The organism is Larkinella soli (genome assembly GCF_003703975.1).
GTDB classification, from domain to species: domain Bacteria; phylum Bacteroidota; class Bacteroidia; order Cytophagales; family Spirosomataceae; genus Larkinella; species Larkinella soli.
This window is the reverse complement of record NZ_QTJY01000011.1, coordinates 149,195-165,019: the sequence shown is the minus strand read 5'-3', so window position 1 is coordinate 165,019 and position 15,825 is coordinate 149,195. Positions and strand designations below refer to the sequence as shown.

The following is a 15,825-nucleotide window of genomic DNA, read 5'->3' as shown; positions in this document are numbered from 1 at the left end:
CCGATTGCGGAAGCGGCAGGCCGGAAACCGTTAGTCTTCCGTTCCTCCGGGAAGATTTTCGAGGTAACCCCTTCTTCGTTCAATAGGCGTATGAGACTTAAGTATTCCGGTTCCATGGGAGGTGAGGGGAGGATTGAGGGGATTAGCCCGGTAAATCATTTTTGCCTGAAGGATCAGCTTTAACGCGGCTTCCAGCCGTTCTTCAGGTGTTTTTGACCACCAAAACGCTTTGTCGTATTCAGGAATTTCGGGGAAAGACCCCGATTTTCGAATGATGCTCATGGAAACAAAGCTACAAAAGGGGTACCTTGGTGGCAAGAAATTCTTCTTTCTGCGTGAATGAACCGAAGATCCTTTATACAACATACCGGAATGCTGACCGCGGCCGTTTCGGCCGGCAGACCGGCGGTCCTGGCCGACCGAACGCCGAAAGGCGCGAAAAATAAACTGCCGAAGTGGAAAGGCTTCAACCTGCTCGATTTCTTCTCGCCCAACCCGGCTCAGGGCCGGCGGGCCACCGAGGAGGATCACCTGAAATGGATGCGGGACTGGGGCTTCGATTTCGTGCGGCTCCCGATGGCCTACCCGGCTTACCTGAAATTTGACCGGTCCAAAAACATTACTCCGGAAGAGGTCTATCAGATCGACGAAATGGCTGTCGAACGGATCGACCGACTGGTGACGATGGCGCAGGACAACGGGCTGCACGTCAGTCTGAATCTGCACCGGGCGCCGGGCTATTGCGTCAATGCCGGGTTCAACGAACCGTATAACCTCTGGACCGACCAGCAGGCGCTCGATGCCTTCTGCTTCCACTGGAACCACTGGGCCAAGCGTTACCGCAGCGAGTCGCCGGAAAAAATCAGCTTCGATCTGCTCAACGAACCGAGCATGCGGGAGGATATGAACGACCAGCACTCCCGGCGCAGCACGGTTCCGGGGGAGGTGTATCGGAAAATGGCCAAAGCGGCCGCCGAAGCCATCCGGAAAGAAAACCCGAACCACCTCATCATCGCCGACGGCAACGATACCGGCACGAAGGTGATCCCGGAAATTACGGACCTGAACATCGCCCAGAGCTGCCGGGGCTACCACCCGGGCATCATCTCCCATTACAAGGCGCCCTGGGCCAACAAAGATCCCGAAAACCTGCCCGAGCCGAAGTGGCCGGGGCAGGTGGGCGACAAATACCTCAGCCGCGACATGCTCGAAACCTTTTACCAGCCCTGGATCGACCTGGTCAACAAGGGCGTCGGGGTGCATTGCGGGGAGTGCGGCTGCTGGAACAAAACCCCGCACGACGTCTTCCTGGCCTGGTTCGGCGATGTGCTGGACATCCTCTCCAGAAACGGCATCGGCTTTGCCCTCTGGGAATTTATCGGCGACTTCGGCGTGCTGGATTCGCGTCGGGCGGATGTGGCCTACGAGGACTGGAAAGGGCATAAACTAGACCGCAAGCTTCTGAATCTCATGGCGAAATATTAACCCGCCGGCGTTGGAAGCAGTTCATCCATCCGGCCTTCAGGTCCTCTTCGAATCGGAGGAGATGGTGGCGATCAACAAACCGCATGGCCTGCTGGTTCACCGTTCACCTCTTGCGAGAGAGGCCGAAGAATTTGCGGTCCAGCGGCTCCGCGACCAGTTAGGAAGGCGGGTCTGGCCCGTCCACCGGCTCGACCGAAAAACCGGCGGGGTGCTGCTGTTCGCCCTTTCGGAGCCGATGAACGCGGCCCTTCAGGGAATGTTTTCGGAAGGGCAGGTCGAAAAGACGTACCACGCTGTCGTTCGGGGCTATACGCCGGAGGTGCTGGAGATCGATTACCCCCTTCGCCGGGAGGATGGGGTGCTTCAGGAAGCCTTCACGCAGCTGAAAACCCTGCGCCGGACGGAAGTCGATCTGCCGTCCGCCGGCCACGCCACTTCCCGGTATTCCCTGGTCGAACTCCGCCCGACCACCGGCCGGATGCACCAGCTGCGGAAGCACATGGCCCATATTTTTCACCCCATCATCGGCGACCGTCCGCACGGCTGCAACAAACAGAACCGGATGTTCAAGGATCGGTTCGGCATGGATACGATGCTGCTTCACGCCGGCCTGCTCCGGTTCCGACATCCGACCACCGGCGCGCCGGTCACGATTTCGGCCGGGTATCAGCCCGAATTTCGACGGATGCTCGAGGTGTTATTCGGCCTTCGGAAGGTCTCCGGTTTCGACCAGGTGCAGTAAATCCTTGTAAATCCGATTGTTCTTCCAGAATAACTGGGCCACCATCCCCACATGCTTCTTTCCCGGAAAGACCGTAAAGCGGAACGGAGCGCCGGTTTCCCGCAGGCGGTCCCGGAACTTTCGGGTGCTGCGGGCGATGCTCGGGTACGTTTTTTCGCCCACGTAAACCAGCAGGGGGGGTATTCCGGACCGGACCCGGTACAGCGCCGACATGGAGCGCCAAACCGCCGGGTCGCGGCCGAAGGGAACCAGATACTGCTCATCGCCCGGATATTCCATTTTTCGCAAATAGTCCAGCATATCCAGCCCGGCAGGATCGTCGAGGACGGCGCCCCGAACCGGATTTTTCGACGATCCCAGCCGGCTGAAGAGGCTGTCGTCCACCGCCAGCAGTGCGGCCAGCCCGCCCCCGGCCGAATGCCCCATCACAAAAATCCGTTCCCCGTCCCCGCCGAACCGTCCGATGTGCTTTTGCGTCCAGACTACCGCCCGGGCGCAGTCTTCGGCCATTGCCGGAACCTGCACCGAGGGCGAAAGCCGGTAGTTGATCACCACGGCCACCAGGCCCCGGTGGGCCAGCCGGCGGCCGATGAAACCGTACAGGTTCTTGCTGCCGCTGTTCCAGCTTCCCCCGTGAATGAACACCACCACCGGCCGTTTGGCGGTCGTCGGACCGGCCGGCGCAAACACGTCGAGCCGGTGCCGTTCGGTTGGGAACCCCGGGCTTCCAGCCTCCACGTAGGCCAGGTCCTTGGTGCGGTGAACCGACCGGGCCACGGCCCACTCGTTGGCGGCTGTCAGGACGGCCATCAGCACCAGCACCCCGGCCGGGACCTGCCAGAGCAGGTGGTAGCGGGATCGGGTGGTACGGCCTGGGAGCCGAAGCGGGGAAACGGACATTCGGTGACGATTTTTCTTTCGTCAAAATATACCCGAATAATAGATATCCGGATTGGATGTCGACGAATTTGTCCCGGTTTCGGCCGCATTTCCGGAGCCGGTCCCTTCCGGTTTCTTCGTTTCGGCCGGGCGAACGGACCGGACGGTATCGATCAGGGAGATGACAAGGCAGAGGGCCAGAACGATCGGGTCGATGTACTGAAAGGACAGTGTTAACATAACGGGCGGAAAAAGCAGGTGTGTATTTGTTGTAAACCGCCGGCAAGGTACCAGCCGCAGCCTCTGCCGGAAAGCGGAAACCGGTCCGGGTTGAAGAATCGGCGCTTAAACCGGCCGAAGCCGGGCCTGAACCGGCAGGGGCTGCTCACTCGGAGGGTACCGGCTTGTTGAAAAAAACGGCCGGTGGACTACCGTTCGCTCAATGCCTGTTGCTTTTAATGAGGCAGTTAGCTACTTTTAATGACCTTCTAAACGACAAGGCCGGCCACAGTGGGAAGGCAGTTTTTCCATCCCGTGGCGGCCATTCTTCAAAGACCCGGAATCATCCGGGCCGTCTGATTCAACGCATTCTGAATGCTTTTCTCCCGGATTCGCATACTTCGTTTTTTGCATCCATAAATTATTTCTCATGAATCAGATTAGTTTTAGAAAGTCTGCCTTTCTGGCGGTATTTCTGGTGGTGGCCTTTGTCGCCGGCTGGGAAGGGTACTGGCGGAGTCAGAATTATGAACTCGCCTTTAACGATGATGAAAGCCTTTGGTCGTATTACCGAAGCCAGGTTTATGAGAGCAGTCCGGCCCGGCCGGTGGTGATCGGTTCTTCGCGCATCAAATTCGACCTCGACCAGAATACGTGGGAGCAGATCACGGGGAAAAAACCCATCCAGCTCTCCTTGGTGGGCACCTCCCCGCGCCCCCTGCTGACCGATCTGGGCAATGATCCGAATTTTCGCGGGATTCTGCTGGTGGACGTCACCGAACCGTTATTTTTTACCCCGGACGGGGCTTTTCCCGAAAAACAGGCGACCCGGAGGGTCAAAGCCTATCCGAACTGGTCCCTGTCGCAGCAGATCAGTTTCCGGATGAACCGCGTTCTGGAGAGCAATCTGCTTTTTCTGGATGAGGAAGGGCTCTCCCTGCCCGCCCTCATTAGCCGGCTTCCCATTCAGGACCGCCCCGGCGTCTGGCCCGGGCCGCGATTTCCGTTGGCCTGGTCCCTCAACCGGTTCGACCGGCAGACCGCCATGACCCGGGCGTTTCTTCGGGATACCGTGATGCAGAACCAGGTGAAAGCCGTCTGGAACGACGTCCGGGAGCATAGTCCCAAACAGGCCGTCGACGGCCCGCTGCTGGAGGCCATCCTGAATTCGGTGAAGAAATCGGTCGATCAGATCCGGACCCGGGGCGGTCAGGTGGTATTCATCCGGACGCCTTCCGACGGACCGATGAACATCGGGGAGAACTTGGGTTTTCCGCGTTCTAAATACTGGGACCGGCTGCTGTCGCACACCGGGTGCCGGGGCATCTATTTCTCCGACTATCCCGAACTGAGCCGGTTTCGCTGCCCCGAATGGTCGCACCTGACTCCGCGCGACGCCATCCCGTTTACCCGGTCCCTCATCCCGATCCTGGAGCAGAAAACCGGATGGAAGATCGCCCGCCATTCGGCCACGCCACCGCTTGTTTCTTCCACTCTGTAGCCCGCACCCACCATGGTTTTCAATTCCTATACTTTCGTCGTTTTCTTCGCGATCGTTCTGTTCCTCCACTACCTTCCCCTGGCCTGGAGGACGAAAAAAATCAATCTGCTGCTGGCCAGCTATCTGTTCTATGCCCTCTGGAATCCGCCGTTTATCCTGCTCCTGTGGCTGTCGACGGTGGTCGATTACCAGATGGCCCGGCTCATCTGGCAGGAACAGCGACCGGCCCGCCGGAAAATGCTGCTGACGGTCAGTCTGGTCCTTAACCTGGGGATGCTGAGTTATTTTAAATACGGCGGCTTTTTGCTGGAAAACTTTACGGCCATCCTGTCGGCGATGGGCGTTACGTTTCAGGCTGCCCGCCCGGACATCATCCTGCCCGTCGGGATTTCCTTTTACACCTTCGTGACGCTCTCCTACACGCTGGACGTGTACCGGAAAAAATTTGCGCCGGAGCCGTCGTTCCTCAATTTCGCCCTGTTCGTCACCTACTTTCCGCACCTCGTGGCGGGTCCGATCGTGCGGCCCGAAGACCTGATTCCCCAGTTCAAGACGCCCCGTCAGGCCACCGCCCGGCAGATCTACCAGGGCCTGTTTCTGCTATCGCTGGGGCTGTTCATGAAAGTAACCGTCGCCGACGGTCTGCTGGCCGACACCGCCGACCTGATTTTCGGGTTGCCCTTCCCGGTGCGGACGCTTGACGCCTGGATCGGAGTGCTGGCGTTTTCGGGACAGATTTTCTGTGATTTCGCGGGGTACAGCACCTGCGCCATCGGGGCATCGCTCTGCCTGGGCATCACCCTCCCCGATAACTTCCGGTATCCGTATGCGGCCGTCGGTTTTTCCGATTTCTGGCGACGGTGGCACATCACGCTTTCCACCTGGCTGCGGGATTACCTCTACATTCCCCTGGGCGGCAACCGGAAGGGGCGTCCACGGACCTACGTGAATCTGATGCTGACGATGCTGCTGGGCGGGTTGTGGCACGGAGCCTCCTGGACGTTCGTAGTCTGGGGCGCCCTGCACGGCCTGTTCCTGTGCATCGAGCGACTGATCCGCGATGGCCTCGACCGGACGAGAAGGCGACGGACGGCGGCTCACCAGGAGGGGGCCCTCTCCGAAGGCACGGTGATCAGCCGGGCCGCCCTGGGGCCGGCCTTGTCGCTCCGCGGACGCTCCGGGCAGTTTCTGCTGGCCCTGCTGACGCTTTTTCTGGTCAACATTACCTGGGTGTTCTTCCGGGCGACGACTTTCAAGGGGGCCGGTCTGCTGCTGCTTTCCATGTTCGGCGTGATTCCAAACGGTGCACCCATGCTGACGACCACCGCCATTCTAACCGTCGGGTTGGTAACGGTCGGGATCATCGTCTGTCACTGGCGGATGCGCAACAGTTCCCTGGAACGCCTGATGGAACGGCTTCCCTGGTGGGCGCTGGGGATGGTTTGGGCCATTCTGCTGATTTCGCTGGTCCTGGCCCAGAAAAGCACCAGCTCGTTTATTTACTTCCAGTTCTGAAAGTGGTTTAAAAGGAAAGGTGCCCAATCGTTAAAATCGGGCACCTTTCCTTTTTTGCTTCCTGCGAAACGGCTACAGCATTACCGGCTGGCCGGTCCGAACGGATTCGTCACAGGCGAAGGCGATGCGAAGGCTGTTGACCGCATCCTGGAGGTGGTCGGTCAGGTCGATATTTTCGCGGATGGCCTTCAGGAAATACCGCTGTTCGCGGTTGCAGAGTTCCTGGTGGTTGGGTTCGTCCTGCATATCGATCCAGGCATCCTCCTTCTCGAACTGGTCGTTGGCGTCGAGGGTAGCCTGGTGAACCCGCAGCGATTCGGTTTTCGTGTGGGAGTCGACGTCGTCCGATTTGCCGGCCGCCCCGGCATTTTTGGCGACGATGGAGACGCAGCCTTTCGGCCCGATCACATCCTTGACGAAGAAGGCGGTTTCGGACATCATCGGCCCCCAGCCGGCTTCATACCAGCCCACCGAGCCGTCTTCGAACCGGATTTGCAGCTGTCCGTAATTATAGTTGCCGGCCGGAATATCCTCCGTCAGCCGGGCCCCGATGGCGTTCACCTGAAGCGGTTTCGAGCGGGTCATCTGGCACATGACGTCGATGTAATGCACCCCGCAGTCCACGATGGGGCTGAGGCTTTTCATCAGGTTCCGGTGAACCGTCCACATGTTGCCGTGGCTCTGCTGGTTGAGGTTCATCCGCATCACCAGCGGTTTGCCCAGCCCCTGCGAAATTTCGACGAATTTTTCCCAGGAAGGATGATGCCGCAGGATGTAACCGACCACCACTTTCTTCCCGGCCTTTTCCGCGGCCGCCACCACGCGTTCGGCGCCCTCGACGGTATCGGCCAGCGGTTTTTCGATGAAGACATGGCAGCCGTGTTCCAGCGCCATGACGGCGTAGGCTTCGTGGGTATCGGGGTAGGTGGAGATACAGACCGCGTCGGGTCGGGTTTCCTTCAGGGCGGTTTCCATCCCGCTGAACAGCGGAAAGCCGCCCCCCAGCTGTTCGTTGAGGACTTCCTTGCTTTTTCCGGTGGAGACGATCCCGCAGATTTCAAAACCGTCGAGGGTGGAATAGGCTATCGCGTGCGATGCGCCCATGTTGCCGCAGCCGACAACCAGCACCCGCACCGTTTGGGTTGATGTTGACATGAATCAGAAAGTTTAAACTGCAAGTTGGTATACAATGCGGTAAAAAACCAGATTCGTTCCTGAATTTACTGCTTCCCGATCCTTCGAAGCATCGCTCTGCTTCGGCCCGCCGAAAACCGAATGCCGCCTTCCGGAGTTTTAGGTGTTAGTCCACGTACACACCTATTGACCCCTCCCATGAATGCCATTGACAACGCGCTGCTGATCTATGCTCTGGTGGTTACCACCTTATCGTTTATCCATCTGATTCGGGTGGATTACTGGTGGGTCCGGATGTGGGACTTTCCGCACTTCCAGCTGGCCGTACTGGCGGGGATCGGTATGGCGGCCTGGCTGGCCCTGAGCCGCAACACCGACTGGCCGGTGGTTCTGGCTCCGGTCGGCCTGCTGGCCTCCCTGGCGTATGAAGGCTGGCTGATCTACCCGTTCACCCCGCTGCACCGCAAGCAGGTGAAATACCAGAAGAAGAAAGCGCGGACCGAAGACGCCGACGCCAATACGATCCGCATCCTGACGGCCAACGTCTACATGGAAAACACCCATACCCCCGACGTGCTGGCGCTGGTCAAAAAGTACGATCCCGACGTATTCATGATTCTCGAAGGCAATGCCGCCTGGCAGAAAGCCCTGGAGCCGCTGGAGGACAGGTATCCCCACCGCATCCTTCATCCGCTCGAAAATACCTACGGAATGCTGTTCTATTCCCGGGTGGAACTGCTCGAACACGAGGTCCGGTTTCTGATTCAGGACGACATTCCGTCCATCCGGGCGGTATTGAAACTGGCTTCAGGGCAAAAAATTACGTTTTACGGCGTTCATCCCATGCCGCCCAGCCCCACCGAACATTACCGTTCGACGGAGCGGGATGCCGAGCTGCTGGTGGTCGGAAAGGAAGTCAGGAAACTAACGGGGCCGGTCATCGTGGCCGGGGACCTGAACGACGTGGCCTGGTCGCACACCACCCGCCTTTTTCAGCGGGTCAGCGGCCTGCTCGATCCGCGCATCGGCCGGGGGCTGTTCAACACCTTTCATGCCCGGTATTTCTTCATGCGCTGGCCGCTGGACCATATTTTCGTTTCGCCCCATTTTCAGATCCGCGAACTTCGGAAACTACCGAACTGCGGCTCCGACCACTTCCCGATCATGATTACCCTGACCTATGCCCCCGAAAAGCGAACCGATTCGGAGGAACTGCCACAACCTGAAAAAGACGACATCGTCGAGACGGAGAAAATCATCGACAAGGCCGAAACCGAACCAGGTACGGCAGCACAGAAAACGTCGGTGTAAACGGCTGGAGTGTTTTCTATGGGCTTTTGGTAAGAATCCGGAGAAAATTAATGATAATACTCCTTCAGCTTCGGTTTGGCCCGGAGTCGTGAGAGGTCGACCAGGATATGGATGCCGCCCACGAAGCAGGCCCGGTTTCTGATCTGGGTGATCTCATAGCGAGTGGAACGATAATATTCCGGAATGGCAGTTCCTACACTCCAGGACCGGTCGTCATACGTGAGCCGGTCAAAATTGATGAGACTGAATCGCTTCCGGATTCCGAAAACAGCCTGGACAATGAGTAGGCCTTTAAAGAATTTGAAGTCATAGCCCAACTTCACCTCCGGGCTGATGACAAAGCCTTTCGCGTCGATGGAGTCAGGACTTATGTATGAAATTTTCGTGAGTTGTAGTTTAGTGTAGGTTGCGTTAAAAGTTGCACTGACGAATAAATTTTGTCTCTTGGTCAAGAAGCGTTTTATTCCTTGTTCAACTTCTATATCTTTTAAGTAGCGAAGCTCGACTGGGAGAGCGAAAACATAAGAATAAAGGCCATAATTAACATTATAGAATCGAATTCCTCCCGTTAAGAAAGTTTGAGAATGCTTCCCTGGAATCTCGTAGAACAAGGAGAATTTGCCGTCCAGAGAGAAGAACGGGTTTGTGCCGATGCGCTGGGAATAGGCATTTAGACTGATAAAAATTAGAAGAAGGAATATCTTTGTTTTCATAGGAAGAGGGCGACCGGCTTTGCCGGTCGCTGTTTAATTTTTACTTGATATGGACTAACAAATCTTTAGAATTGGGAATTTGATTCGTTGCAGAAATTCGTATCGCACTTTGAGCTTTTGGCTGAAGATAATTCTTGAACTGATTGTCCTCAGGCGCGTGAACATCCTTATCGATCCAGTTCACGCGATGTACCCAGGCCACTCGTCGGAAATACTCTATCCCGACTGCGTTATTCTGAAGATCCATTCTTTTTGGAAGTCCTTCGGGAGAGTCTGATTCATGAGCATCGGTGAACTCTTTTGCCCAATTGGCGGCTTTCCAAACATCCCCATAATGCGTACCTCCATATTTGGCAACTAATGCTGCCCAAATAGCATGTCTAAAAGCATCACCTTTTGTATCCTGGGAATTGCTTCCAAACCGTTCTTTTTCATATTCGAAAGCCTATGTTGTTGCTTTGTCTGTACCGGATATGTTTCTTGGATTATTAGCTAAAAGAAGCGTTTCCTTTCGGTTGGTTTCGTATCCAAAATAGGCTTTCCTTGCCCCAGGCTTTATGTTTTTCTTTGCCAATGAAATGATAATTTCAAAAGATGCCAGTTTATCATAAAATTCATCAATCACCTCGGCAAGCTCTTTCATTTTAGAATCGGAGAGGCTATTAAAATCGATTTTAATTCTTTTTTTGGCTTTTTCGTCAAGGAATGCGGTATTGGGAAACTGATTTCGTATTGGAGTTATAATTTGATTAAGTTCCCCGAGGGTTAGTCCGGTTTTGCTGGAAATTCTGGCCGATTCGTTCAAGGAGAAAAAAAATCTTTCATAATCCTCTGTTGTGTAGTATAAAGCTTCTGCCGGGAAACCATCCGGTATTTTGACTAATTGTCCTCTAAAAGTAACAACCTTTGAGGTGGGTTCAATTGCCGATGGTTTGTTATTACAACCAATCAAAAGAGCGGAGAATAAAAAGGCGAAAAAAGCAGTGGATGTTTTGTAGCAAAATTTCATAATATTAAATAATTGTTTGACCAAGCAAATATAGAGAAATTCTACTTTCATCGCTATCCAAAATCAAAGGATTGTCTGATTATTTTTGATCAGGCTTTGATTGCCCTTGAGAAATCTTTGGAGGGAGTCGGAAGTAATTTGTAAATAAATGACTTATAATCAGTTGGATATATAGCCAGTCCATCCGGCCTTGGATAAAAGAAAGCCCTCTCATAGCCCTACAGGAATAGATAAGACCAGCCAAAAATCAAGGGGAGGGCCAGCCCTCCCCTTGATTTTTGGCTGGTCTTCAGGAATGAATGCGAAAACTTGTCGAATCAACAAACCGCTTACTCGCTCCGCAGGGATCGGACGGGGTTCATCAGGGCGGTTTTGATGCTCTGGTAACTGACCGTCGCCAGGGCGATCAGGAGGGCCGAAAGGCCGATGCCGCCGAACACCCAGGGACTCAGTTCGATGCGCTGGGCGTAATTATTCAGCCACATCGTCAGCCCGAACCAGGCCAGCGGAAGGGAAATGAGCAGCGCAATCAGCACCAGTTTGACGAAATCCCTCGACAGAATCAGCACGATGCCGGCTACCCCCGCACCCATCACTTTCCGGATGCCGATCTCCTTCGTCCGCTGTTCGATCACCATCAGCGCCACCGCAAACAGGCCGATGCAGGACAGCAGGATCGCAATGCCGGCCGCGACGCTGAACAGCCGCGACATCATCGCTTCGTTCTGATACCAGGCGTCGATGTTCTCATCCAGAAACGAAGCCATGAATTCCGACTGGGGGGCCACCTCGCTCCAGACCGCCTTCAGCTTGTCCATCGTTACCGACAGGCTCCCGGGCGTCACCCGCACGAAAATATAGTGGATCGGTTCGGAGTGGGAGAGGTGCATCGTAATGGGCCGTTCTTCTTCCGACAGCGAATACAACCGGAAATTCTGAACCAGCCCGATGATCTGCATGGGGGTGCCGGTCGTATCGGAATCGTCTTTGATGAAGGCCCCGACCGGGTTTTTAAGGCCGAGCGCTTTGGCCATGCGTTCGGTTACGATGATCCGGCTGACGGAATCGGTCCGGTAGGCAGGGTCGAAATCACGGCCGGCCAGCAGCTTGATATTCAGGGTCTTCAAATAGTCGTAATCGATCAGCAGCCAGTCCGTCGCCACGCCTTTGCCTTTATAGGTAAAGCCGAAAACGCTCCGGGAACTGACCCTGTCTTTGCCCCGGCCGAGGTTGACGCCGGACCCGGTTACGGAGACCACCGCCGGGTCGTCGGCCAGCCGCGCCCGCAGCCGTTGCAGCACCTGCCGTCCGTCCGACTGGCTGCCGACCGGAAGGCTGACCACCTGCTCGGACTGAAATCCGAGCGGTTGCTGGCGGAGAAACCGCACCTGCTGCATGGCCACCACCGTGGCGCAGGCCAGCAGGGTAGACATGGCAAACTGGGTCACGATGAGGGAATTGCGCAGAATGCCTGGACGCTTCAGCGAGACTTTGCCCTTCAGCACCTCCACCGGGTTGAACCGCGCCATCTGGAGCGCCGGGTAGCCCCCGGCCAGCAGGGAGACCAGCAGGAAAACGCCCAGAATTACGGCCAGAAAACCCGGCTCGAACACATGGTCGAGGGACAGGCGGCTCTGAAACACGGCATTGAAGGTCGGCAGGAGAAAAAAAGCCAGCAGCAGCCCGGTGCCGAAACCGACGAAACAGACCACCGAAGACTCGCCCCAGATCTGAACGAAAAGCTGTTGTTTCAAAGCGCCCAGCGACTTCCGCACGCCCACTTCCCGGGCGCGGGTGAAGGAGCGGGCGATGCTCAGATTGATGAAGTTGATGCAGGCAATCAGCAGGATAAAGGCTCCGATTCCGATCAGGATATAGATCAGGGCGATGGGCGCCCCTTTCCCACCGTTGATCTCCCGGCTAAAATGAACGTCCGCCAGTTTCTGAAGCCTCAGCGCGAAAAGGTCGCCCCGGTCGTCCGGGCGGGCGCCCTTTTTTTTCAGGCCCTCGATGGTGCCGCCCAGGTATTTCAGGATAAACGGTTTCAGGCGGTTTTCGACCGATGCCTGCGCCACCCCGGGGGCGGTTTTGATGAAAACGCTGGAGGAATTGGCATTCCAGTTGTCCTTATCGGACGCATAGCCCGGCCGGTTCTCGATCCGCGTCAGCGCATCGAACTGAATGGTAGAGTTCAGGGGAGGATCGGCCACAATGCCGCTGACGATATACTGCTTTCGGTCTGGACCGGTTCCGATCTGAATCGGCTTCCCGATCGGGTCCTCCGATCCGAACACCGTGCGGGCCGTCGTCTCGCTCAGCACGATACTGGAAAGCTCCAGCAAGGCTACGTCCGGATTCCCTTTAACCATCGGAAACGTAAAGACCTTGAAAAAGTCGGGGTCCGTCATTAGGACGAGCTTTTCAAACCCTTTTCCCTTCCACTCGACGGAGCTTTTTCGGCCGGAAAGGACCCGGGCAGCCGCTTCCACCTCCGGAAATTCGGACTTCAGGGCCGGGGTCAGCGGAAGCGGCATCCCTCCGGTTTTACTGACCCGTTCGGGGTCATTGGCAACGAAATAGGTTTGGTAGATGCGATCCCCGTCGCGGTGAAAGGCGTCGTAGGTGAGTTGCAGGTAAGCGGTCAGGAACAGGAACAGGCAGATGCAGAAGGCCACGGAAAGGCCGACGACATTGATGGCCGCATACCCCTTGCTTTTCCAGAGGTTGCGGAAGGCGATTTTCAGGTAGTTTCTGAACATATCGGTAGGGTGGAAAAAGGCAGGTCGATGAATTTCCTTTCGTGCGTATCCAGCGTCGGGTTCCGACAGCCGGGCCAGGTGCCGAAGCCGCTCCCGGATATAAAAGGGACGGACAAATTTTAATACTTCCAGCGCATAAAGCCGTCGGGCTTTCCGGCTGCCGACGGCTTCCGCCTGTTCGGCAAACTGTTCATGGAGGTCGCCGAGCAGTTCCTCGCGCAGGTGCGGTGGAGTAAGCCACTTCAGGAGCCGGTCGGCCCAGGCCGGAGGAAGTTGGGGGTGGTTTTTCATGGGTCAGGAGAGGGACGGCGAGGAGATGGCGTTCCAGAGGTCGTTGCGGACGTCCCGCATATCCGCCAGCGTCTGACGGCCGGCCGTCGTTATCCCGAACAGCCGTTTCCGGCGGCCGCCCCGCGAGGAGGTAGCTCCGCCCAGCTCCGACCGCACGAACCCTTTTTCTTCCAGTCGGTAGAGAGCGATATGCACCCCGCTCAGGCTGATGGTTCGCCGGGTGCGCTGTTTGAGTTCGGCGGCAATGGTCACCCCATAGGCGTTGCCGTCCAGGACCGCCACCGTCAGTAGAACCAGTTCTTCAAATTCTCCTAAATAGGCCCGGCCCATCGTGCTTCCGATTTGATTATTATTTGCTAAACAAATGCCTTGCCAATTTGAGAAAAGTGCGATCTGAGTGCAGAAAGAGCGATTTTAGCCGACTTGAAAAGTTGATCCTGTCCAGAAACGGACAGTCGGTTGTACGGATCTGGACAGGATCGGCGGGCGGTTTTCCGGCTTACAGATTGCCTTTTTTCAGTTCCCTGACCGCATAATCGGCGGCCCGGGCCGACAGGGCCATGTAGGTCAGCGACGGATTCTGGCAGGGCGAGGAGGTCATGCAGGCGCCGTCGGTGCAGAACACATTTTTGACGGCGTGGTGCTGGTTGTAGCGGTTGAAGACCGAGGTTTTCGGGTCGCTGCCCATCCGGGCCGTACCCATTTCGTGAATACTCAGACCGGGGTGGGCCTGGCTGTCGAAGCCTTCGATGTGGCTGCATCCGGCCGCTTCCAGCATCCGCACCGCCTGTTCCTGCGCATCTTTCCGCATCAGCGTCTCGTTCTCGCGGTAGTGAACGTCCATTTTCAAAACCGGCTGGCCCCATTTGTCTTTCACCTCGTCGGTGAGGTATACCCGGTTATCAAAATAGGGCAGGCATTCGCCGAAGGCGTCGAGCGTAATGTTCCAGCCCCCGAAGCTGCCGGCCATCTCCTTGAATTCCGGTCCGAAACCCTCCTCGTCGAGCGAATGCTCCCAGTTGGAACGGCTGGTATACACTTCGAAGCCGTAGCCGCGTTTGAACGGCTGCCGGTCCGTTCCCAGGTTCCGGAACCGGGGGATGTACAGCCCGGCCGGGTGGCGTCCGTAGTAGTATTTGTCAAGGTCGTGGAGGTAATCTGCCCGCGCCCCGACGTGAAAATGGTGGTCCATGAGGTTATGACCCAACTGCCCGCTGTCGTCCATGCCGTTTGGAAACCGGGCGGATCCGGAGTTCAGCAGGATGAACGTGGACCCCAGCGCCGACGCATTCAGGAAGATGATTTTGGCGTAAAATTCGTGCCATTGGCCGGTCGTTTCGTCGATGACCCGGACCCCGGCGGCTTTGCCGGTTTTCTCGTCGTAGATGATCGAGTTGACGATCGAGTGCGGCCGGACGGTCAGGTTCCTGGTCCGGCGGGCGGCCGGCAGCGTGGCCGACTGCGTGCTGAAATAGGCGCCGTAGGGGCAGCCCCGCATGCAGAGGTTGCGGAACTGGCAGCTGGCCCGTCCCAGGGCCGTTTGTTCCTTCGTCGGGGCGGTCAGGTGGGCGGCCCGGGCCGAGATCACCTTCCGGTCGGGAAACCGGGCGTTGACGGTTTTCCGGAAATGGGCTTCGAGGCAGTTGTCGGGCAGGGCCGGCTGAAACTGGCCGTCGGGCAGGTGGGGCAGGCCGTCGCGGTCACCGGCGATCCCGGCGAATGTCTCGACGTAGTCGTACCAGGGGGCGAGGTCTTTATACCGGATGGGCCAGTCGGTGGCGATGCCTTCTCGGGCGTTGGCTTCAAAGTCGAGGTCGGAGAATCGGAACGAATACCGCCCCCACATGAGCGAGCGCCCGCCGACCTGATACCCCCGAATCCAGTCGAACGGCTTTTCCTCGACATAGGGGTTCTCCAGATCGTTGACGAAGTGATGATGGGTGGCTTCGGTGATGGCGAAGCCGGTGCGGTTCTGAACGGGGTATTTTTTAAGCAGATCCTCCGGCATCACCTGATTTCGGTGCGGAAACTCCCAGGGGGCCATCATGGCGGTCGGGTAGTCCTTCACGTGCTCGATCATGCGCCCGCGTTCCAGCAGCAGCACCTTCAATCCCTTCTCACACAGCTCCTTCGCCGACCAGCCCCCGCTGATTCCCGACCCGACCACGATGGCGTCGAACCGGGCGGGCGTCTGCTCCGGCACCCCCTTGTTCCTTTCCTGAATCATCGGTGAACTGGAAAGGAGTAAAGGTACGGGATTATCCGAT

The 15,825-nt window shown here is 57.0% G+C and carries 14 protein-coding genes and 1 pseudogene; 5 read left to right on the top strand and 10 right to left on the bottom strand.

All coding sequences use genetic code 11. From position 1 onward, the window contains the following. Positions 1 to 30: 30 nt before the first annotated feature. Positions 31 to 282, bottom strand: coding sequence for a hypothetical protein (locus DX909_RS19285; protein ID WP_128546849.1), 252 nt, complete (start codon positions 280 to 282; stop codon positions 31 to 33). Between the two features lie 57 nt (positions 283 to 339). Here DX909_RS19285 and DX909_RS19280 point away from each other — a divergent pair, with 57 nt between their 5' ends. Then, positions 340 to 1,485, top strand: a complete 1,146-nt coding sequence (locus DX909_RS19280; RefSeq protein WP_128546848.1) for a glycoside hydrolase family 5 protein — start codon at positions 340 to 342, stop codon at positions 1,483 to 1,485. Between the two features lie 61 nt (positions 1,486 to 1,546). Continuing rightward, positions 1,547 to 2,227 carry a pseudouridine synthase gene (locus tag DX909_RS19275; protein WP_128546928.1) on the top strand — a complete coding sequence of 227 codons (681 nt, stop codon included), beginning with the start codon at positions 1,547 to 1,549 and terminating at the stop codon, positions 2,225 to 2,227. On the opposite strand, the gene DX909_RS19270 is transcribed toward DX909_RS19275, so the two are convergent. Both DX909_RS19270 and DX909_RS19265 read right to left on the bottom strand, forming a co-directional pair. Then, a complete protein-coding gene (locus tag DX909_RS19270) occupies positions 2,183 to 3,127 on the bottom strand; it encodes an alpha/beta hydrolase (RefSeq protein WP_128546847.1) in 945 nt (314 codons plus the stop codon). The two genes, DX909_RS19275 and DX909_RS19270, sit on opposite strands and share 45 nt — an antisense overlap. A gap of 21 nt (positions 3,128 to 3,148) precedes the next feature. After that, positions 3,149 to 3,346 (bottom strand): hypothetical protein, encoded by a 198-nt coding sequence (locus DX909_RS19265; protein WP_128546846.1) that lies wholly within the window; start codon positions 3,344 to 3,346, stop codon positions 3,149 to 3,151. 409 nt (positions 3,347 to 3,755) lie between these two features. On the opposite strand from DX909_RS19265, the gene DX909_RS19260 reads away from it, so the two are divergent. Together DX909_RS19260 and DX909_RS19255 are read left to right on the top strand one after the other, a co-directional pair. Next, positions 3,756 to 4,826, top strand: a complete 1,071-nt coding sequence (locus tag DX909_RS19260) for a hypothetical protein (RefSeq protein ID WP_128546845.1) — start codon at positions 3,756 to 3,758, stop codon at positions 4,824 to 4,826. A gap of 12 nt (positions 4,827 to 4,838) precedes the next feature. Then, positions 4,839 to 6,341 carry an MBOAT family O-acyltransferase gene (locus DX909_RS19255; protein ID WP_128546844.1) on the top strand — a complete coding sequence of 501 codons (1,503 nt, stop codon included), beginning with the start codon at positions 4,839 to 4,841 and terminating at the stop codon, positions 6,339 to 6,341. A 72-nt stretch (positions 6,342 to 6,413) separates the two neighbouring features. Here the strand turns inward: DX909_RS19255 and DX909_RS19250 are convergent, their stop codons facing one another. After that, positions 6,414 to 7,496: a Gfo/Idh/MocA family protein gene (locus DX909_RS19250; RefSeq protein ID WP_128546843.1), complete on the bottom strand. Its 1,083-nt coding sequence runs from the start codon at positions 7,494 to 7,496 to the stop codon at positions 6,414 to 6,416. A gap of 177 nt (positions 7,497 to 7,673) precedes the next feature. Here DX909_RS19250 and DX909_RS19245 point away from each other — a divergent pair, with 177 nt between their 5' ends. Then, on the top strand, positions 7,674 to 8,786 hold the full coding sequence (locus DX909_RS19245; RefSeq protein ID WP_128546842.1) for an endonuclease/exonuclease/phosphatase family protein: 1,113 nt from the start codon (positions 7,674 to 7,676) through the stop codon (positions 8,784 to 8,786). Positions 8,787 to 8,833: 47 nt separating this feature from the next. On the opposite strand, the gene DX909_RS19240 is transcribed toward DX909_RS19245, so the two are convergent. The 6 genes and pseudogenes from DX909_RS19240 to DX909_RS19220 all read right to left on the bottom strand — a co-directional run bounded on the left by DX909_RS19240 (position 8,834) and on the right by DX909_RS19220 (position 15,785). Next, the gene (locus DX909_RS19240; RefSeq protein WP_128546841.1) at positions 8,834 to 9,499 is read right to left on the bottom strand and encodes a hypothetical protein; all 666 of its coding nucleotides are present in this window, start codon (positions 9,497 to 9,499) and stop codon (positions 8,834 to 8,836) included. A 40-nt stretch (positions 9,500 to 9,539) separates the two neighbouring features. Next, positions 9,540 to 9,929 (bottom strand): annotated as a pseudogene (locus DX909_RS30125) (DUF6973 domain-containing protein); the annotation flags it as partial. A gap of 15 nt (positions 9,930 to 9,944) precedes the next feature. After that, the gene (locus DX909_RS19235) at positions 9,945 to 10,508 is read right to left on the bottom strand and encodes a hypothetical protein (RefSeq protein WP_128546840.1); all 564 of its coding nucleotides are present in this window, start codon (positions 10,506 to 10,508) and stop codon (positions 9,945 to 9,947) included. Positions 10,509 to 10,837: 329 nt separating this feature from the next. Continuing rightward, on the bottom strand, positions 10,838 to 13,558 hold the full coding sequence (locus DX909_RS19230; RefSeq protein WP_229311110.1) for an ABC transporter permease: 2,721 nt from the start codon (positions 13,556 to 13,558) through the stop codon (positions 10,838 to 10,840). A gap of 3 nt (positions 13,559 to 13,561) precedes the next feature. Continuing rightward, entirely contained in the window at positions 13,562 to 13,888 is a 327-nt protein-coding gene (locus tag DX909_RS19225) for a PadR family transcriptional regulator (protein ID WP_128546839.1), read from the bottom strand. Positions 13,889 to 14,057: 169 nt separating this feature from the next. Next, positions 14,058 to 15,785, bottom strand: a complete 1,728-nt coding sequence (locus DX909_RS19220; protein ID WP_128546838.1) for a GMC oxidoreductase — start codon at positions 15,783 to 15,785, stop codon at positions 14,058 to 14,060. Positions 15,786 to 15,825: the final 40 nt, after the last annotated feature.